At 75.2% G+C, this 19437-nt stretch carries 13 protein-coding genes; 9 read left to right on the forward strand and 4 right to left on the reverse strand.

The window, feature by feature from the left end; genetic code table 11:
• Nucleotides 1-311: 311 nt before the first annotated feature.
• Entirely contained in the window at nucleotides 312-1439 is a 1128-nt protein-coding gene (locus tag ABZ497_RS05335; protein WP_329488079.1) for a GuaB3 family IMP dehydrogenase-related protein, read from the forward strand.
• 58 nt (nucleotides 1440-1497) lie between these two features.
• Here the strand turns inward: ABZ497_RS05335 and ABZ497_RS05340 are convergent, their stop codons facing one another.
• Complete coding sequence (locus ABZ497_RS05340) at nucleotides 1498-2094, reverse strand: hypothetical protein (protein WP_359803512.1); 597 nt, start codon at nucleotides 2092-2094, stop codon at nucleotides 1498-1500.
• Nucleotides 2095-2346: 252 nt separating this feature from the next.
• On the opposite strand from ABZ497_RS05340, the gene ABZ497_RS05345 reads away from it, so the two are divergent.
• Nucleotides 2347-4284, forward strand: coding sequence for a serine/threonine-protein kinase (locus ABZ497_RS05345; protein ID WP_359803514.1), 1938 nt, complete (start codon nucleotides 2347-2349; stop codon nucleotides 4282-4284).
• Between the two features lie 57 nt (nucleotides 4285-4341).
• Here the strand turns inward: ABZ497_RS05345 and ABZ497_RS05350 are convergent, their stop codons facing one another.
• Nucleotides 4342-4890 (reverse strand): SHOCT domain-containing protein, encoded by a 549-nt coding sequence (locus ABZ497_RS05350; RefSeq protein WP_352291282.1) that lies wholly within the window; start codon nucleotides 4888-4890, stop codon nucleotides 4342-4344.
• A gap of 111 nt (nucleotides 4891-5001) precedes the next feature.
• On the opposite strand from ABZ497_RS05350, the gene ABZ497_RS05355 reads away from it, so the two are divergent.
• From ABZ497_RS05355 to ABZ497_RS05385, 7 genes are all read left to right on the forward strand, one after another.
• Nucleotides 5002-6102: a protein kinase gene (locus tag ABZ497_RS05355; RefSeq protein WP_359803516.1), complete on the forward strand. Its 1101-nt coding sequence runs from the start codon at nucleotides 5002-5004 to the stop codon at nucleotides 6100-6102.
• A gap of 159 nt (nucleotides 6103-6261) precedes the next feature.
• Nucleotides 6262-8025, forward strand: coding sequence for a protein kinase (locus tag ABZ497_RS05360; RefSeq protein WP_359803518.1), 1764 nt, complete (start codon nucleotides 6262-6264; stop codon nucleotides 8023-8025).
• 106 nt (nucleotides 8026-8131) lie between these two features.
• Nucleotides 8132-9775: a succinic semialdehyde dehydrogenase gene (locus ABZ497_RS05365; protein WP_359803520.1), complete on the forward strand. Its 1644-nt coding sequence runs from the start codon at nucleotides 8132-8134 to the stop codon at nucleotides 9773-9775.
• A gap of 100 nt (nucleotides 9776-9875) precedes the next feature.
• Entirely contained in the window at nucleotides 9876-11678 is a 1803-nt protein-coding gene (locus ABZ497_RS05370; RefSeq protein ID WP_359803522.1) for a GMC family oxidoreductase, read from the forward strand.
• Between the two features lie 304 nt (nucleotides 11679-11982).
• Entirely contained in the window at nucleotides 11983-13521 is a 1539-nt protein-coding gene (locus ABZ497_RS05375) for a hypothetical protein (RefSeq protein ID WP_359803524.1), read from the forward strand.
• Nucleotides 13522-14687: 1166 nt separating this feature from the next.
• Nucleotides 14688-16283: a glutamine-hydrolyzing GMP synthase gene (gene guaA / locus ABZ497_RS05380; RefSeq protein ID WP_329488065.1), complete on the forward strand. Its 1596-nt coding sequence runs from the start codon at nucleotides 14688-14690 to the stop codon at nucleotides 16281-16283.
• A gap of 205 nt (nucleotides 16284-16488) precedes the next feature.
• Complete coding sequence (locus ABZ497_RS05385) at nucleotides 16489-17538, forward strand: Rieske 2Fe-2S domain-containing protein (protein ID WP_329488063.1); 1050 nt, start codon at nucleotides 16489-16491, stop codon at nucleotides 17536-17538.
• A 29-nt stretch (nucleotides 17539-17567) separates the two neighbouring features.
• Here the strand turns inward: ABZ497_RS05385 and ABZ497_RS05390 are convergent, their stop codons facing one another.
• Nucleotides 17568-17789, reverse strand: coding sequence for a hypothetical protein (locus tag ABZ497_RS05390; protein ID WP_329488061.1), 222 nt, complete (start codon nucleotides 17787-17789; stop codon nucleotides 17568-17570).
• Entirely contained in the window at nucleotides 17786-19225 is a 1440-nt protein-coding gene (locus tag ABZ497_RS05395; RefSeq protein ID WP_359803526.1) for a PspC domain-containing protein, read from the reverse strand. Before ABZ497_RS05395 ends, ABZ497_RS05390 begins: the two co-directional genes overlap by 4 nt.
• Nucleotides 19226-19437: the final 212 nt, after the last annotated feature.

A 19437-nucleotide genomic window follows, 5' to 3' on the forward strand; every position in this document is an offset into this window, starting at 1 on the left:
CCCTCGCGGACCCGACCCCTCCCGAGCCGAAGGGGCCGGACTGGTGCTGCCTGCCCGAGCCCTCGCGGACCCGACCCCTCCCGAGCCGAAGGGGCCGGACTGGTGCTGCCTGCCCGAGCCCTCGCGGACCCGACCCCTCCCGAGCCGAAGGGGCGTGGACCAGTGCTGCTTGCCCGAGCCCAGCCGACCCGACCCGCGCCGGGTCGAAGCGCCCCGGAGGCGAGCGCGCGACTAGCACAGTGTGCGGGATACTGGGGGCGGCCGGGGTGACCCGGCGGGTATGAGCAACAAACCAGAAGGGCTCGAACGAAGTGACTGAGATCGAGATCGGGCGAGGCAAGCGCGGCCGCCGGGCGTACGCATTCGACGACATCGCCGTCGTCCCCAGCCGCCGCACCCGGGACCCGAAGGAGGTCTCGATCGCCTGGCAGATCGATGCCTACCGCTTCGACCTGCCGTTCCTGGCCGCCCCGATGGACAGCGTGGTCTCCCCGCAGCAGGCCATCGCGATCGGCCGCCTCGGCGGTCTGGGCGTGCTCAACCTGGAAGGCCTCTGGACCCGCTACGAGGACCCGCAGCCGCTGCTGGACGAGATCGCCACGTTCACCGACGAGGCCGCCGCCACCCGCCGCCTGCAGGAGATCTACGCCGCGCCGATCCAGGCCGACCTGATCAAGCAGCGGATCCAGGAGGTCCGCGACTCCGGCGTGGTCACCGCCGCCGCGCTCTCCCCGCAGCGCACCGCCGAGTTCTCGAAGGCCGTCGTGGACGCCGGTGTCGACGTCTTCGTCATCCGCGGCACCACCGTCTCCGCGGAGCACGTCTCCAGCGGCGCCGAGCCGCTGAACCTCAAGCAGTTCATCTACGAGCTGGACGTCCCGGTCATCGTCGGCGGCTGCGCCACCTACACGGCCGCGCTGCACCTGATGCGCACCGGTGCGGCCGGCGTGCTGGTCGGCTTCGGCGGCGGCGCCGCCCACACCACCCGTGGCGTCCTCGGCATCCAGGTGCCGATGGCCACCGCCGTCGCCGACGTCGCGGCCGCCCGCCGCGACTACATGGACGAGTCCGGCGGCCGCTACGTGCACGTGATCGCGGACGGTGGGGTCGGCTACAGCGGCGACATTCCCAAGGCCGTCGCCTGCGGCGCCGACGCGGTGATGATCGGCGCGGCGCTGGCCCGCGCCACGGACGCCCCGGGCAAGGGCTTCCACTGGGGCATGGAGGCCGTCCACGAGGAGCTGCCGCGCGGCAAGCGGGTCAACCTCGGCACGGTCGGCACCACCGAGGAGATCCTCACCGGTCCGTCGCACACCCCCGACGGCACCATGAACCTGTTCGGCGCGCTGCGCCGCGCGATGGCCACCACCGGCTACACGGAGCTCAAGGAGTTCCAGCGGGTCGAGGTGACGGTCAACCCGGCGCTCAACCACCGCTGAGCCGCCCCGCTGTGCGGGAGGCCCCCGCCGGACGCGTTCCGGCGGGGGCCTCCCGCGTTCAGTCCCGGGCGGCCGCGCGGCGGGTGAGCAGGAAGCCGCCGATCACCGCGATGCCGTAGAAGACGGCGTCCAGCGGGTGGCGGTCGGCGCGCCAGTGGGCGAGGGCGTCCTGGAGCAGCGCGTCGTATGCACCGGTCGGCCCGGGCAGCCGGCGGGCCTCGCCGATCAGTTGGCCGAGGAAGAGCGCGCCGGCGGCGAGCAGCGCGCCCAGCGGGGGCAGGGCGTGGCCGCGGCCGCCGAGCCGGCCGAGCGGCAGGGCGACGGCGGCGGCCGGGGCGATGGCCAGCCAGCCGACGGTGCTCGCCGCCCGCGCCGGGGCGAGACCGTAGGCCAGCGCGCCGGCCAGCATCGCGGCGACGGCGAGGGCGATCGCGACGGCGGTGCGGCCGCCCCAGCGGCCCCCGCGGCCCCGGCGCCGCCGGCCCTGCGGGGCGGGCCCGGGCGCGGGGGTGGGGTGGTAACCGGCCACCGGGGCCCCGGGCATGCCCGGGGCGACATAGCCCTCGGGGGTCTCCGGTTCCGGTGCGACGGAGTAGTGCGTGGCCGTACGCGGCCGGTCCGACCGGCCGTCAGTGCCCGGTGCGGGTGCGGTCATGGGCGTCGAATCCCCCCGGGAAAGACGGTGAGCTGCCGAACGCTAGCAGCGCCCGGGGGCGGCCGGACAGAGTTTTCGATCACAGATCGGGCACGGAGCGCCGGGGCCGTTCCGGTCCGTCACCAGGCTGGCCGGGGGCCGGGTGGTCGCGGGCCCTCGGGACAGGGGATGATGGAGGCTTGGCGTTCGGGCCCGCGCCGGGCCGACGCGCCGTCACCTCGACCGCCAGCAGCACATGGGGGAACGTTCCGAATGACCCAGGCGCAGGGCTCCACCGGCCGCCTCCTGGCCGGACGCTACCGGCTGGACGCGGTGCTCGGGCGCGGCGGCATGGGCACCGTGTGGCGTGCCGAGGACGAGATGCTGGGCCGGATCGTCGCGGTCAAGGAACTGCGGATGAACGGCAGCGTCGACGAGGACGAGAAGCACCGGCTGATCGTCCGGACGCTGCGCGAGGCCAAGGCCACCGCCCGGATCCGGCACAGCTCGGCCGTCACCGTCTTCGACGTCGTCGAGGAGGACGACCGGCCGTGGATCGTCATGGAGCTGGTGGAGTCCCGCTCGCTGGCGGACGTGATCAAGGAGGACGGGCCGCTGTCGCCCGGCCGGGCCGCCGAGATCGCGCTGGACGTGCTGGGGGTGCTCGTCGCCGCGCACGCGCACGGCATCCTGCACCGTGACGTGAAGCCGTCCAACGTGCTGATCGGCGAGGACGGCCGGGTGGTGCTCACCGACTTCGGCATCGCCAGCGTGGAGGGCGACGCCTCGGTGACCTCGACCGGCATGCTGGTCGGCGCGCCCTCGTACATATCCCCGGAGCGGGCCCGCGGGCAGAAGCCCGGGCCGCCGGCCGACCTCTGGTCGCTGGGCGGCACGCTGTACGCGATGGTCGAGGGCCGGCCGCCGTACGACCGGGGTTCGGCGCTCGCCACCCTGACGGCGGTGATGACGGAGGAGCTCGGCACGCCGTTCAACGCCGGGCCGCTGCGGCCGGTCATCGAGGGGCTGCTGGCGAAGGACCCGGCCGAGCGGCTGGACGCCTCGCAGACCCGCTCGCTGCTCAAGCGGGTGGTGGCCGACGCGACCACCCGGGCGGAGTCGACCACCGAGCACGCGATGCCGGTGAAGCCGGCCGCCGGGGAGCCCGCGGCCGGCGAAGCCGGGGGAGGCGACTCCGAGGGCGGCGCCACGGCGAAGCCGACGGGCGGGGAGGCCTCCCGGCGCACGATCGGCGGGCTGCTCGGCACCGTCCGGGTGGGCAGCCGGGCCAAGGACGCCGAGCCCGCCGAGGACACCGCGAAGCCCGCCGCCGGGGCCGCCGCCGCGCCCGCGGCGGAGCCGATCCGGCCGGTGACCAGTGAGTGGACCCTCGGGGCGACCCAGGCCGCCGGCGCCGATCCGCGCAAGGGCCGGCGGCGGCTCGCCGTGGTGACCGTCGTGGTGGTGCTGCTGCTGATCGCCGGGGCGGTGGCGATGGTCCGGGCCTTCGGTGACGCCGACGGCGGCGCGGCCAACGGCGCGGGCGCCACCTCCCCGGCCGCCGTGACCGGTTCCTCGGCACCCGACACTCCGGCGGCCGCCACCGCGGGGCCCGGCAGCGCCGCGCCCGGTACCCCGGCGCCGGGGGCACCGGCCGCGACGACCCCGGCCGGGAGCGGGGCGGCTCCGGCCGAGACCACTCCGGCCGCCGTGCCCGCGACCCAGCCCGCCGCCGTGCCGCCCGCCCCGGCGGCTCCCGGCGCGGCGGTACCCGCCGGGTACCACGAGTACAAGGACCCGACCGGCTTCTCGATCGTCCTGCCGGACTGGCTGCAGCCCGCCGGCTCGGAGTCCATCCGCCGGGTCTTCAAGGGCAACGGCAGCACCCTGAAGATCGAGTGGACCACCACCCCGGGCCCGAGCGCGGTCGCCGACTGGCAGGAGTCCGAGCCGGGGCTGCGCGCCCAGGTCAGCAACTACCAGCGGGTGCAGCTGCAGGCCATCACCTACCGGGACTGGGCCAACTCCGCCGACTGGGAGTGGACCAACGGCACGCCCAGGATGCACTCGCTCAACCGGGGCTTCGTGACCGGCACTCCGGCCAAGTACGGGTACTCGATCTACTGGATCACCCCGGACGCGGACTGGGGCACGCCGGCGAGCGTGCAGGCCCGTCAGGTCGCCTTCGACACCTTCCAGCCCGCACCGTAGGCGGCTCCGCCGGCGGCTCCGCCGGCCGGGCCCGAGGCCGGGCCCGGCCGGCGGTGGTCAGCCGATCAGGCGCTGCTTGGCGCGGCTGAACTCCTCGTCGGTGAGCGCCCCCGCGGTGTGCAGGGCGGTCAGCCGCTCCAACTGGTCCAGCAGCTCGGTGCCGGAGGCGGCCGGCGCGACGGCCGGGGCGCCGGCGGGTGCGGCCGGGGCCTTCGCCGCGGCCTCGCGGACCAGCCGGGCGGTGGCCCGGATCTGCTCGGCGAACACCTCGGCCTTGACCACGTCCTCGAAGCGGTGCGAGCCGGTGAGCGCGACCACCAGCAGCACCTCGCCGTTGAGCCTGCTCCGGTTGACGGTCGCGTCCGTCACCGCGGAGAGCGGAACCGGGACCGGCGGCTTGCCGTCCTTCAGGAAGAGCAGCCGCTGGGTGGTGAGGACCAGTACGCCCTTGCGGAAGTGGTCGGGGTGGCGCCCGGCCGTGGAGGCGACCGGCTTCTCGTCGGGCACGACGTTCGCCTCGACGGTGCGCAGGGCCTCGGCCCGGTTGTCACGGTTGCTGTTGCCGGCCACGTCGAAGGCCGCGTCGATCAGATCGGTCCAGTCCATGGAACGAGCGTAATGCGGTCGTCGACGCGGCCCCGTTGGGCCGGTCGCCGCGCACCCGGCGAGGTTCGGCCGGTCAGGGCCTAGGCTGGGCGGTGAGCGAGAGGAACACCCATGCGAGCGGGTCCGGGTCAGGTACTGGCGGGGCGTTACCGACTGACGGACCGTCCGGAGGCGCTGCGGGCACTCGCGGTGGACGAGCGGACGGGAGCCACCGTCCTGCTGCGCGCGCTGGAGCTTCCCGCGCTGCTGACGAGCGGTCACGACCCGGACGATCCGGACGGCCCGATGCCCGAGCAGAGCGAGCGGCTGGTCCGCCGGGTGGCCGAGGTCGGTTCGGCCGCGCCCGTGCACCCGAGGCTGCTGCAGGGCGTCGGCGCGTTCGTCGACGGTGAGCTGCTCCGGACGGTCGAGGAGTGGCCGGCCGGGGTGCTGCTGGCCGACCTGGCCGCCGCCGGACCGGTCGCGCCGTACCGGGCGGCCGAGTTGGCGGCGGACCTGGCCGGCGCGCTGCGGGCGCTGCACGAGGCCGGGCTCACGCACGGCAACCTGACCGCCGAGTCCGTCCTGGTCTGCGAGGACGGTGCGGCCCTGCTGGGCGGGCTGCTCCCGGGGGTGGCCGAGGAGGCGCTGGCGGAGGAGCTGGGCGGGCCCGGCGGCCGCCGCCGGTACGAGGTCCGGGCCACCCTGGTCGGTGCGGTGGCGGAGCGCTGGCCGCTGGACGGCGGCCCGGCCGGGGACTGCTGGGCGCTCGGCGTGCTGCTGCACCGGCTGGTGACGGGCCGCTCGCCGTACCCCGACCAGGGGGTGCCCGAGTTGGTGACCGCGGTGCGCGACGGCCGGCGGGAGCCGTCGACGGTCTGCGGGCCGCTGGCGCCACTGGTCGAGCGGCTGCTGCAGCCCGATCCGGCGCTGCGGCCGGGGGCGGAGGGGATCCGGCGGGAGCTGGCGGACCTGTTGGCGGGCGCCCCGGAGCCGGTCGACGAGGAGCGCGCGGCCCGGGCGCTCGAACTCCGGCCGGAGGGGCCGCTGGTACCGCTGAACCCGCGTCGGCGCGGCCGCGGCGCCCCGCGCCCGGAGGCAGCGCCCGACGCCGGTCCGCCGCCCGCCCGGAAGCCGTTGCTGCCACCCGCCCTGCTGGGCCCGGTCCTGGTCGGCGGGGTGTTCCTGCTGCTGGTGCTCGGGGTGGCCGCCGTGGTGATGTTCGCAGGCTGACGGTGCCCGCCGGGCCGCCCCCGTCCCTCCTGCGGCCGGGGGAGGTTACCGGGGGCCGGGCGGTGCGCCTAGGGTGTGCCGTGAGAGCTGTTCGAAATGTGGTCTGTACCGGGCCCTCCGTCGCGGTGACGGCAGGTGGAGGAGGGGGAGCGGTCGCCGATGGGCGTGCAGGACCGGCCGGGGACGGCCGAGGGTGAGCGGCTGCTGGCCGGGCGCTACGAGCTGGGTGACCGGCTCGGCCGGGGCGGCATGGGCACGGTCTGGCGGGCCTGGGACCGGATGCTGGACCGCGAGGTCGCGGTCAAGGAGCTGACCGTCAGCCACCTCCCCGAAGAGGAACTGCAGATCCTGAACGCCCGGATGAAGCGCGAGGCCAGCGCCGCCGCCCGGATCAAGCACCCCGGCGTGATCACCGTCCACGACGTGCTGGAGCAGGACGGCAAGCCGTGGATCGTGATGGAGCTGGTCGACGGCCGCTCGCTGGCCGATGTGATCAGCCAGGACGGCACCCTCTCGCCGCGCGCCGCCGCCGAGGTCGGCAGCCAGGTGCTGGCCGCGCTGCACCGCGGGCACCAGCTGGGCGTGCTGCACCGGGACGTGAAGCCGGCCAACGTGCTGCTGGAGCGCGGCACCGGGCGGGTGGTGCTGCTGGACTTCGGCATCGCGACCTTCGAGGGCTCGACCGAGCTGACCCGCCCGGGCGACCTGGTCGGCTCGCCGGACTACCTGGCGCCGGAGCGCGCCCAGGGCGAGCGGCCGGGCCCGGCCTCCGACCTGTGGGGCCTCGGGGCGACGCTGTACGCGGCCGTGGAGGGCGACTCGCCGTTTCGCCGGACCTCGCCGCTGACCACGCTGGCCGCGGTGGTCGGCGAGCCGCTGCCGGAGCCGAAGCGGGCCGGGGCGCTGGGGCCGGTGCTGGCCGCGCTGATGGCCAAGGACCCGGCCGAGCGGCCGAGCGCGGACGAGGCGGCCCGGATGCTGGCCGAGGTGAAGGCCGGGCACACCATGGGCTTCAAGCCCGTCGCGCCGGTCAAGACGCCCACCCAGTCGGTGCCGGTGGTCGACCGCACCGACGCGCCGGCCGGGCCGGTCCCGGCCGTCGACTCCGAGGGGCCGACCACGCCGCAGCCGCCGGTACACGCCGCGGGGGACGCCGAGCGGCCGGGTACGGGGCCGCTGGGGGCCGCCGGACCGGCCATGCTGTCCGGGGCGCACGCCGCCACGCCCATGTCGGGAGCGCACGCCGCCACGCCCACGCCGGGAGCGCACTCCGTTTCGCCCGCGCGTGGCCCGGCCAGGCGCCGGGCCGTGCTGCGGGTCGTCGCGATCGCCCTGACCGTCGCGGTGGCGGCCGCCGGGGCGACCTTCCTCGCGACCCGTGACCGGGGAGCCCCGGAGCCCGGTCCCTCCCCGACCGCCACCGGCTCCGGGACGCCGCAGCCCACCGCGTCCGGCGACACCGATCCCCCGCCCACCGGCTACCGCTGGGTGGACGACCCGGCGGGCTTCCGGTTCCCGCTGCCGGTGGCCACCCCGGCCTGGCAGCGCAGCACCGACACCGCGAACCAGATCTTCTACAGCCCGGACAACAAGACCCACTACCTCCAGTTCGCCGTCACCGTCGGCCAGTCGGTCAAGCCGCTGGAGCACCTGCGGCAGATGGAGACCACGGTCTCGAAGCTGAAGGAGTACCGCCAGCACAAGCTGACCAGCGTCCTGGTGAACGGCCACGACGCGGCGGTCTGGGAGTTCAGCTACGCGGCCAAGGAGGGCGGCCGGCGGCGGGCGATAGAGGCGGAGTTCATCGACCGCGACGGGACGGGCTACGCCATCTACCTCTCCAGCCCGGACACGGACAAGGACTGGCCGGAGGGGGAGCAGCGGTTCAACGCGGTGCTCAAGGACTTCACGCCCACCCGCTGAGCCGTCGCCCCACCGGGTCGGCCGGCTCCCGGCCGCGCCGCGGCGCGCCGACATTCTTGTTACCGACGGGTACCGAACCGGCCGCCGAGCGCCTAGGCTGCGCCCCATGACGGACCTCACAGCAGATGCCACGGTCTCCGAGCAGCCCGGCGCCGGCGCCGCGGCCCGCAACCCCGCCGCCCCCGGCGGCGGCCGTACCGTCGCCGCGGCCGTTCCGCCCTCCCTGGTCACCCGCCTCGCCGCCGGGGTCACCGCGGCGGGCGAGCCGGAGCTGGTGGAGACCGTCGCCCCGCTGACCGGTGAGCCGCTGGCCGCCCTGCCGCGCTCGACCCCGGCCGACGTCGAGGTCGCCTACGAGCAGGCCCGGCGCGCCCAGCCGGTCTGGGCCGCGCTGCCGGTCCGCCGCCGCGCCGCCGTCCTGCTGCGCTTCCACGACCTGCTGCTCAAGCGCCAGGACGAGGTCCTGGACCTCATCCAGGCGGAGACCGGCAAGGCCCGGCTGCACGCCTTCGAGGAGGTGCTGGCCGTCGCCATGGCGGCCCGGCACTACGGGCGCGCCGCGCACGGGTACCTGCGCGACAAGCGGCACGGCGGGGCGCTGCCGGTGCTCACCCGGGCGGTCGAGGCCCGCCGCGCCAAGGGCGTGATCGGGCACATCTCGCCCTGGAACTACCCGCTGGAGCTGTCCATCGGCGACGCGCTGCCCGCCTTCGTGGCGGGCAACGCGGTGGTCAACAAGCCGGACACGCAGACCGCGCTGACCGCGCTCTGGGCCCGCGAGCTGCTGATCGAGGCCGGGCTGCCGGCCGACCTCTGGCAGATCGTGATCGGTGACGGCCCGGTGGTCGGGCCGGCCGTCGTCGAGCACGCCGACTACGTCTCGTTCACCGGCTCCACCCGCACCGGCCGCGAGGTCGCCCAGCGCGCCGCCGCCCGGCTGGTCGGCGCCTCGCTCGAACTCGGCGGCAAGAACGCCATGCTGGTGCTCGCCGACGCCGACCTCGACCGGGCCGCCGAGGGCGCCGTCCGGGCCTGCTTCTCCTCCGCCGGCCAGCTCTGCATCTCGATCGAGCGGCTGCTGGTGCACCGCTCGGTGGCCGACGCGTTCCTGGCGAAGTTCGCCGCGCGCACCCGTGCGCTGCGGCTGGGCGGCGGCCTCGCCTACGGCGCGGACATGGGGTCGCTGGTCTCGGTGCGACAGCTGGACGCCACCACCCGGCACGTGGAGGAGGCGGTCAAGGCCGGCGCCACGGTGGTGGCCGGCGGCCGCGCGCGGCCGGACCTCGGCCCGTTCTTCCACGAGCCGACCATCCTGGACGGGGTCACCCCGGAGATGGCGGTCTGCTCCGAGGAGACCTTCGGCCCGGTGGTCTCGGTGTACCGCTTCGACACCGAGGACGAGGCGGTGGCCATCGCCAACTCCACGCCGTACGGGCTCAACTCCAGCGTCTGGACGAAGGACGGCCGGCGCGGCCGGGCGATCGCGGCGCGGCTGCGTACCGGCACGGTCAACGTCAACGAGGGCTACGCGGCGGCGTACGGCTCGGTCGGCTCGCCGATGGGCGGGATGGGCGAGTCCGGACTCGGCCGGCGGCACGGCGGCGAGGGCATCCTGCGGTTCACCGAGGCGCAGACCATCGCCAGCCAGCGGGTGATGCCGCTCGCGCCCGCCTTCGGCCTGGACGACCGGCAGTTCGCCGCGGTGTTCACCGGCGGGCTGCGGGTCCTGAAGGCGCTGCGGTTCAAGTAGTCCCCTCCGGTCCGGCCCGAGGGCCGGACCGACCGGCGGAGCCGCCCGGCCCGGGCGCCCGGCCCCGAAGTCCGTTCGTATCCCGAAGGAGCAGTGGCACATGGTGGCGTCCCGCGACGAGGCGGACTTCGACTACGACGTGGTCGTGATCGGCTCGGGCTTCGGTGGTTCGGTCTCCGCGCTGCGGCTGACCGAGAAGGGCTACCGGGTCGCCGTCCTGGAGGCCGGGCGGCGCTTCGAGCGCGACGAACTGCCCCGGAACTCCTGGGACCTCGCCAAGTACCTGTGGGCGCCCAGGCTCGGCCTGTACGGCATCCAGCGGATCCACCTGCTGGCCAATGTGATGATCCTGGCGGGCGCCGGGGTCGGCGGCGGCTCGCTGAACTACGCGAACACCCTGTACGTGCCGCCGAAGGCGTTCTTCGAGGACCGCCAGTGGCGCCACATCACGGACTGGCAGGAGGAGTTGGCGCCGTTCTACGACCAGGCGCAGCGGATGCTCGGGGTCCGGCTCAACCCGACCGTCACCCCGTCCGACGTCCATCTGAAGGCGGCCGCCGAGAAGATGGGCGTCGGGGACACCTTCCACCTGGCGCCGGTCGGGGTCTTCTTCGGCGACGGGAAGGACTCCGACGGCGCGGTCGGGGCGGCGCCCGGCGAGGAGGTGGCCGATCCGTACTTCGGCGGGGCCGGCCCGGCCCGGCGGGCCTGCGTGGAGTGCGGCGAGTGCATGACCGGGTGCCGGCACGGGGCCAAGAACATGCTCACCGAGAACTACCTGTACCTGGCCGAGCGCGGTGGCGCCGAGATCCACCCGCTCACCACGGTGGCCCGGATCCGCGAGCACGGCGAGGGCTTCGCGGTGGACGTCCGCCGGACCGACGCCCGCTCCACGACCGACCGGGTCAAGGCGGGCGCGCGGACGATCACCGCCGCCCGGGTGGTGGTCGCGGCCGGCACCTACGGCACCCAGTCGCTGCTGCACCGGATGCGCGACGGCGGCCACCTGCCGCGGCTCTCCGCCCGGCTCGGCGAGCTGACCCGGACGAACTCCGAGGCGCTGGTCGGCGCGCAGACGACCGACCGGCGCTACGGCAGCCGGGCGGACTTCACCAAGGGCGTCGCGATCACCTCCTCGATCCACCCGGACGCGAACACCCACATCGAGCCGGTGCGCTACGGCAAGGGCTCCAACGCGATGGGCGCGCTGTCCGTCATGCAGGTCAAGGGCGGCGGGAAGGGCCCCCGCTGGCTGCGCTACCTGGGCACGGCGGCCCGCCACCCGGTGACCTTCGCGCGGTCGATGAACCAGCACCGCTGGTCGGAGAAGACCATCATCGGCCTGGTGATGCAGTCGCTGGACAACTCGATCACCGTCTCGCTGAAGACCAAGGGCCTCGGCAAGGGCCAGCTGACCTCCACCCAGGGCCACGGCGCGCCCAACCCGAGCTGGATCCCGGCGGCCGAGCAGGGCGCCCAGGCGCTGGCCGCCGAGATCAACGGGTTCGCGGGCAGCACCGTCGGCGAGATCTTCGACATCCCGATGACCGCCCACTTCCTCGGCGGCTGCCCGATCGGCGACTCCGCCGAGACCGGCGTGGTCGACCCGTACCACCGGCTCCACGGCCACCCCGGGATCAGCGTGGTGGACGGTTCCGCGGTCTCCGCCAACCTCGGGGTGAACCCCTCGCTGACGATCACCGCGCAGGCCGAGCGGGCCATGTCGATGTGGCCCAACAAGGGCGAGGCGGACGGCCGCCCGGCTCCGGGCGAGGCCTACCGGCGGGTCGCGGCGGTGGCGCCGGTGCGTCCGGCCGTGCCGGCCGAGGCCTTCGGTGCGCTGCGACTGCCGCTGCTCGCCGTTCCGGTGGTGCCCAAGAAGCGCGACCCGGAAAGCTCCTGACGCTCCGCCGGTCCGATTGGCAGCCGTGGCCGGTGCCGGTTGACAGCCGTCCGGGCACGATGGGATAAACGGGCTCCCTGGGGGGACCAGGGAGCAACCGTTCACGGGGGGTTCGGGGTCCATGGCCATCTGCGCATCGTGCGGCGCGGCTTCGGGGGAGGGGGCGCTCGGCTGTGCCTCGTGCGGGCGGCCGCTGATGCCGCCGCCCCCGCCGCCGCCCGCCCCGCCCGCGGCACCGCCCGCCGGGTTCACGCCTCCGCCGCCCGCCGCACCACCGGCCCCGCCCGCCTTCGCGCCGCCGGCGGTGGGCAGTTGGGGCACCGGCCGGCCCTACGACCCGGCCGCCGCGCGCCCGGCCGTCCTGCGGGGGCTGACCGGCGCGGACTGGCGGCCGGCGTTCAAGGTGATGATCGCGCCGACCGCGGTGCTGTTCCTGGCGGCGCTGATCGCGGCGGTCCCGGACGACTACACCTTCTTCTACCTGTTCCGGGCGCCGTCCTTCGGCGAGCGCTTCGGTGGTGCGCTGGCCCTCGCGCTGGCCGCCCTCGGCGCGCCGTTCGAGTTGGGCTTCACCGGCGGGGGCCGGTACGGGGACGGTGGCGGCGAGGCGCTCGTCCGGGCGGTGCCGATGACGGTCACCGCGCTCTGGCTGCTCGCGCTCTGGATCGGTCTGCGGACCGCCGCGCGCCGTCGCCAGGCCGGTACCGGTGAGCAGTGGACCAGCCGGCAGGCGGCCGCCGAGGCGCTGCGGACCGCGGTGGCCGCGGCGGCGGTGACCCTGCTGATCGGCCTGGTCGCCGGCGCCGACTGGCACCCGGGGACCTCCGACGGCCGGTTCGACGTGGACGACTACGCCGGCTCGTTGGGCGGGGTGACGTACTCGGCCGACTCCGGCTGGCTCCAGGCGGTCGGCTGGACGGCGCTGCTGGCCGGGCTGGTGGCGTTCGCCGTCCACGGGACGGACGCGCTGCGCTGGGCGGCCTGGCGCAACCGGGCGGTACGCGGCTGGGCGGTGGCCGCGCTGGCGGCGGGCCGGGCGCTGACGATGACGATCGGCCTCGCCTCGCTGGTCGGCTTCGTGCTGATCGCGGTCCAGGGCGAGGGCGGCGAGGCCGGCGCCTCGCTGGCCGTGCTGCCGAACGTCGGTCTGCTGCTGCTCGGCCTGGGGTCGGCGGCGACGCTGGAGGTGGGCAGCGGCGGGAGCCCCTCCACCGCGGACCCGGACGGGGAGTCCGGCCCGCGTGACAACGGCGAGTTCTCCTTCTTCGACCTGCACGGGGAGAGCGCCGACTGGCGGTGGACCGGCCTGCTCGCGCTGGCCGCGGTGGCCTTCCTCGGGTGGACGGCGTACCGGCGGCGGCTGGACGCGGCCGACCGGCTCCGGCTGGCGGTGGTGTACGCGGCGGGGCTCAGCCTGCTGATGGCGATCGCCGGCGCGGTGGTCTCGACGAGTTCCACCACGACGTACTCCGGGCGGCAGCGGGAGTTCGGCGCCGAGTACGCGGTGGGGCTGGCCTTCGCCACCGTGCTGGCGGTCAATGTGATCTGGGCGGCGGTCGGCGCGCTGGCGGTGCCGCCCCTGCTGGCGGCCACGGGCGGCGGCCGGGCCCAGGCGGTGCCCGGCGCGGCGCCGCAGGACGCGCCGTACCAGGGGGCGCCCGCTCCGGCCCGCGCGCCGCAGGAGGCGGGGATCGCGCCGGAAGCCGATCTGCGGCCGGGGGTGAGCGAGGTGATCGGCTCGCACGAGGAGCCGCCGGCGACGCCGTCCGGCGGGGTGCCGCCCGCGCGGTCGCCGGGCGAGGACGAGCCGGTCGACCCGAGCGTCTGGCGCAAGCAGCAGTAGCGGTCGAGGGGCGCGTGGCCAGCAGCCGCGCGCCCCTCACGCATCCGTGCGGCTCGGCCGACCGTCGCCGGAACGCGCTCGCGGGCGGGCAGCGGTGGCGTGGTCGGCAGCGGCGGCGCGGCCGGAGCGGTGCGCGCGGTGCGGAACCGGGCGCACCGCCCCCGAACAGGGCAAAGGGCCCCGCGGGGGAACGGGGCCCTTTGTCGCTCAGCACTCGGCGTCAGGGCTGCGCCGGTGCTGGGGGTGACGGCGCCGGGGGAGGAGCGCCGTCGCGTCGAATGGCTTCTGGGTGGTGCCGGCGCGGCACCGGCATGAGGTGGGCCGGTCGCGCAGGGCGGGTACGCACGCGGCGGGGCGGGCCGGCGCGCATGCCTGCACCGGACGCTCGCTCACGGAGCGTGAGGTGATAATCGTTGCCATCGCGGGTCTCGGAGGCATCGGGACGGCACTCCGCGGGGGGCCTTCGGCTGCCGGGAGAACCTCTTCCAAGCAGCATCGTGCTGGACGAAGGGCTTGCTCTGCAACCGATTCGGCATGATTCGGCACAGTCCATTTTCGTCCCGGCCGGGGCGCGGCGGCCGTTCGGACCGGCTCGGCGGTCCGCCGGAGGGCACGAGGCGGGCACTGTCGATGATCACCGTGCGTAGTGGTGGTGCTGCAGCGCACAGGGAAGCGCACGGTGGCGCGGGGACGGTGAACGGTGCGCGCCAGGGGCGCGCCGGGGTGCGGCGGCCGGTACCCGGGCGTCCCCGGGGCCGGCCGCCCCACCTCCTTGGGTGTCCAGTCACGGCCGGGGTCGCTGTCCCCTGCTGGCCGGCCGCTGCACCCGCGCGCGGTCCCACGGCGCAGCGCTCCCGGCGGGGCCGGGACAGCGGCTGCGCCACGCGCGCCGGTGGACTGGGATGAGCTCCACGCGTGGTCCTGCTAGTCCGCACGGCGGCGCCCCTGCCGGGGCGGAGGCGGCGCACCTGGCGGGCGCGGCGCGGTCGTGCGTTCGTCAGATGCAACGAAGCGGCCGCCCGGCCGGTCACGGTCTCCTGGACGTGCAGACGAGTGAAACCGGCCAGCCCGGTAGACTCGTGCCCAGACCCCCGCCCGTCGCCGCCGCCGTCCCTCCGGGGGCGTGCTCCGCGACACCTCTAGATACCGCTGCCGGAAGGCCGTCCGTGTCCTCTGCTATTCCCGACCAGTCCGCGCCTGAGACCGACACCGTCCTGGTCGTCGACTTCGGTGCCCAGTACGCCCAGCTCATCGCCCGTCGGGTGCGTGAGGCCCGGGTCTACAGCGAGATCGTGCCGAGCAGCATGCCGGTCGCGGAGATGCTCGCCAAGAACCCGAAGGCGATCATCCTCTCCGGCGGTCCCTCGTCGGTCTACGAGCAGGGCGCGCCGCAGCTCGACCGCGCGATCTTCGAGGCCGGGGTGCCGGTCTTCGGCATGTGCTACGGCTTCCAGCTGATGGCCAAGACGCTCGGCGGCACCGTCGACAACAGCGGTGCGCGTGAGTACGGCCGCACCCCGCTGACGGTCTCCCGCACCGGCTCGACCCTGTTCGAGGGCGTCCCGGCGCAGCACTCGGTGTGGATGTCGCACGGCGACGCCTGCTCCGCCGCGCCCGAGGGCTTCACCGTCACCGCCTCCACCGGGGTGGTCCCGGTCGCGGCCTTCGAGAACGACGAGGCCCGCCTCTACGGCGTGCAGTACCACCCCGAGGTGCTGCACTCCGACCACGGCCAGCAGATCCTGGAGCACTTCCTCTACCGCGGCGCGGGCATCGCGCCGACCTGGACCACCGGCAACGTGGTCGACGAGCAGGTCGCGCTGATCCGCGCCCAGGTCGGCGACAAGCGCGCCATCTGCGGCCTCTCCGGCGGCGTGGACTCCGCGGTCGCGGCCGCCCTGGTCAACAAGGCCATCGGCACCAAGCTGACCTGCGTCTACGTCGACCACGGCCTGATGCGCAAGGGCGAGACCGAGCAGGTCGAGAAGGACTTCGTCGCGGCCACCGGTGTGCAGCTGAAGGTCGTCGACGCGCAGGAGCGCTTCCTGAACGCGCTGAAGGGCGTCAGCGACCCGGAGGAGAAGCGCAAGATCATCGGCCGGGAGTTCATCCGGGTCTTCGAGCAGGCCCAGGCCGAGATCGTGGCCGAGGCCGGCGAGCACGGCGAGTCCGTGGACTTCCTGGTCCAGGGCACCCTGTACCCGGACGTGGTGGAGTCCGGCGGCGGTACCGGCACCGCCAACATCAAGTCCCACCACAACGTCGGCGGCCTGCCCGAGGACCTGCAGTTCCAGCTGGTCGAGCCGCTGCGCAAGCTCTTCAAGGACGAGGTCCGGATGGTCGGCCAGGAGCTCGGCCTGCCGGAGGAGATCGTTCAGCGCCAGCCGTTCCCAGGCCCCGGCCTGGGCATCCGGATCGTCGGCGAGGTCACCAAGGAGCGCCTGGACCTGCTCCGCGAGGCCGACGCGATCGCCCGCGAGGAGCTGACCGCGGCCGGCCTGGACCGTGAGATCTGGCAGTGCCCGGTGGTGCTGCTCGCGGACGTCCGCAGCGTCGGCGTCCAGGGCGACGGCCGGACGTACGGCCACCCGATCGTGCTGCGCCCGGTCTCCTCCGAGGACGCCATGACGGCGGACTGGTCGCGCCTGCCGTACGACGTGCTGGCGAAGATCTCCACCCGGATCACCAACGAGGTCGCCGATGTGAACCGCGTGGTGCTGGACTGCACCAGCAAGCCGCCGGGCACCATCGAGTGGGAGTAGGCACTCCCCGCCGGCTCTGAACCGGCATTGAACGGCCGCGCCGTCGTTCCCGTACACAAGGGAGCGACGGCGCGGCCGTTCGCGGTGGCGGACCGGGGCACCGGGCGCCCGCCGGGTGGGATCTCCCACCGAAAGCGCTCACGAGCGTGCAGAATGCGGACCGGACCTGTCAGGTGATGGCGGGCCGTGAAGGAAGGTGTGAGGGATGTCGGAGGCCAGCAGCTCCGTGGCGACCAGCAGCTCCACGGCGGCGGGCGACTCCACGGTGACCGGCGCGGTGGCGGCGGGCGGCGGCAGGGCCGGGCGACTGGCCCAGCGCAAGGCGGCCGCCTCCCGGTACGCGCTGCTGCCGCTGCGGATCTTCCTGGGCGTCACCTTCGTCTACGCGGCGCTGGACAAGCTCGCCGACTCGCACTACCTGGCCGGCGCGGGCGACCCGGCGTCGTTCGTCTCGCAGACCCAGGCGGCCAAGGGCTCCAGCCCGATCTCGTTCCTGCTCGGAGCCGCGCTCGACGCGCCGACCCTGTTCGCGCTCGCCGTCGCCTTCGGCGAGCTGGCGGTCGGCCTCGGCACCCTGCTCGGCCTCTGGGGCCGGGTCGCGGCGCTCGGCGGCGCGCTGATCAACCTGAGCCTCTGGCTGACCGTCAGCTGGAACGTCTCGCCGTACTACCTCGGCAACGACCTGGCCTACCTGATGGCCTGGACCCCGCTGGTGCTGGCCGGCACCCCGTACCTCTCGCTGGACGGCTACCTGGCCCGGCGGGCCGCCCGGGACCGCGAGCGCGGGCTGCGCGAGCAGCACGTCCGGCGGCGGGCCCTGATGGACGGTGGGATCGCGGCCGTCGCGATCGGCGGCGCCGGGCTGCTCACCGGCTCGCTGACCGCCACCTTCGGCCGGGACAAGAAGGCCGTCGGCCCCTCGGCCGCGCCGGCGCCCGCCGGACCGCCCGTCTCGGTGGACGCCGCGAGCGTCCCGGTCGGCGGCTCGGCCCAGGTCAAGGACCCGGCCACCGGTGACGCGGTCTACATCGTCCAGCCGAAGGCCGGCCAGTACTGCGGGCTCTCCTCGATCTGCACGCACTCCGGCTGCGCGGTCGACGCGCCGAAGAACGGCCAGTTCTACTGCCCGTGCCACGGCTCCCGGTTCGACGCGGCCACCGGCGCGGTGGTCAACGGCCCGGCCACCAAGCCGCTGCCCCGGTACGGGGTCACCAAGGACGGCGACAAGCTGAACCTCGGGCCGCTGCAGAGCTGAGCTGCGCGGCCCCCGCCGGGGCGCGCCCGTCAGGGCGCGTCCTGGTCCCGCGGCTCCGGACGGCCGCGCCGCACCGCCGCCGCGACCGCCCCGGCCAGCCCGCCGACGCCGAGCACGATGAAGGTCACGGGGATGACGATCCGGCCGTTCACGGAGACGTCGTTGATCGCCGCCACCAGGTAGAGCACCGCGATCACGGTGAACAGGCCTCCCGCGATCAGCGAGAACAGGTCGAGCTGGTGCTTCCTCACGACTGGACCACCTTGATGTCGCCGAGCCCGACCCTCAGCGAGAGGACGAGCGTGCCCTTGGATGCCTGACCGTTCACCGGGTGCAGTTGGAAGCCGCGGGAGCTGTTGCCGCTGACCTCGTCCGACCCGGGCACCTTGACGTTGCCCAGCCCGACCTTGGTGTCCAGGCTCACCGTCACGTCCGGCGGCACCACCACGGTGAGCTGCCCCGCGCCGAGGTCGACGGTGCTGTGCAGGGTGGCACCGGCCGGGTCCAGCCCGCTGAGGTCCAGCCGGCCGTTGCCGAGTCCGAGCGTGTACCGGTCGTCCAGGTCGCCCGCCGAGACGACCGTCCAGTCGCGGTCGCCGACGGCGTTCTGGACCGAGAACGACGAGCCGTGGGTGAACGCCAGCGCCAGGGTGAGCAGCAGCCCCGGGACGACCAGCCGGCGGGCCCGGCCGAACTTGGCGCCCACCAGCAGGGTCAGCCCGACCACCAGCAGCGCGGTGGCCAGTACCGTGCCGGTCACCACCTCGGCGCCGCCGTGGGCGGAGGCCGACCAGACCGCGCTGGCCGCGCCGACCGCCAGGAGCAGCCCGATCAGGCCGAGCGGCGAGCGCTCGTGCCGGCGGTGCACCACCACCGGCCGCGGCGGCGCCGGGGCGGCCGGACCGCCCTTGCGCAGCGGGTCGCCCTCGGGCAGGTCGGGGCGCTGCCACCAGGGCTGCGCGGGGCCGCCGGGAGGAGGCGTGGCGGTTGCGCCGTACGGGTTGCGCTCGGGGTGGCGGGGGTCCCACAGGTAGCCGCTCGGGCCCGCGTGCGGGGTGTCGGCCGGCACCGTGCCGGATGCCCGCTCCCGGGCGTGCCGCTCGCGGGCCCGCTCGCCCTCGTCGGTGCGCGGCCAGGAGTGGTCGGCGGGGGCCGGCTCGGCCTCCGGGAACCACCGGTCGTACGGGCCGTGCCGCCGGTCCCGGCCGCGCCGGCGCCCGCGCGGCCGGCCGTGGCGCCGCTCCGGGTCGTAGCGGACCGCCAGGAAGACCAGGGCCCCGAGCAGCAGCAGCGGGAACATGGTGTCCCCGTCGCCCATCGAGGCGAAGAAGACGCCGGTGCCGATCACGGTCAGCAGCACCGCGCCGATCGACTGGCCGTCCACCCGGCCGGTGAGCACCCGCTGGAGCTCGGTGCGGCCGCCCTTGCTGCCGCCCCGGCCGTCCGGGACCGGCTCGGTCGGGATGATCAGCCAGGCCAGCCCGTACAGGAAGAGCCCGAGGCCGCCGGAGAGGCAGAGCACGACCGTCACCACCCGGAAGACCACCGGGTCGATGTCCAGGTGCCGGCCCAGGCCGCCGCATACCCCGGCCACCACGCGGTGGTGCTCGGTGCGGTTCAGCGGCGGGCGGTCGGGTGCCGGCGGGGCGCTCGTCCCGGTCTCCTGGATGCGGTGGTCCTCGGTCATGCCCACCATCCTGGTGGCTCCGGCGGCGCCGCCCAACCGGTGCGAGCCCTGTCCGTACCCTGACTTGTCCCTGAGAGGGATGGGGGCTCCACCCTGATGCGCCCGGGCCCGCGTGCGTGGAACCATCGGTGCCGTGGCAGCACCCGGTACCGATCCCCGCCCCCTCGTCCCCGACCCCGCGTCGGCGGCCGTCGCCGACCCGGCCGTGCCCG

This window comes from Kitasatospora sp. NPDC005751 (assembly GCF_040630835.1).
Classification (GTDB): Bacteria; Actinomycetota; Actinomycetes; order Streptomycetales; family Streptomycetaceae; genus Kitasatospora.

Bases quoted from the DNA above. Each gene is read 5' to 3' on its own strand.
- ABZ497_RS05360 (WP_359803518.1), top strand. From the start codon at position 6,262: ATGGGCGTGCAGGACCGGCCGGGGACGGCCGAGGGTGAGCGGCTGCTG.
- ABZ497_RS05345 (WP_359803514.1), top strand. From the start codon at position 2,347: ATGACCCAGGCGCAGGGCTCCACCGGCCGCCTCCTGGCCGGACGCTAC.
- ABZ497_RS05395 (WP_359803526.1), bottom strand. From the start codon at position 19,225: ATGACCGAGGACCACCGCATCCAGGAGACCGGGACGAGCGCCCCGCCG.
- ABZ497_RS05370 (WP_359803522.1), top strand. From the start codon at position 9,876: ATGGTGGCGTCCCGCGACGAGGCGGACTTCGACTACGACGTGGTCGTG.
- ABZ497_RS05350 (WP_352291282.1), bottom strand. From the start codon at position 4,890: ATGGACTGGACCGATCTGATCGACGCGGCCTTCGACGTGGCCGGCAAC.
- ABZ497_RS05365 (WP_359803520.1), top strand. From the start codon at position 8,132: ATGACGGACCTCACAGCAGATGCCACGGTCTCCGAGCAGCCCGGCGCC.
- ABZ497_RS05340 (WP_359803512.1), bottom strand. From the start codon at position 2,094: ATGACCGCACCCGCACCGGGCACTGACGGCCGGTCGGACCGGCCGCGT.
- ABZ497_RS05385 (WP_329488063.1), top strand. From the start codon at position 16,489: ATGTCGGAGGCCAGCAGCTCCGTGGCGACCAGCAGCTCCACGGCGGCG.
- ABZ497_RS05355 (WP_359803516.1), top strand. From the start codon at position 5,002: ATGCGAGCGGGTCCGGGTCAGGTACTGGCGGGGCGTTACCGACTGACG.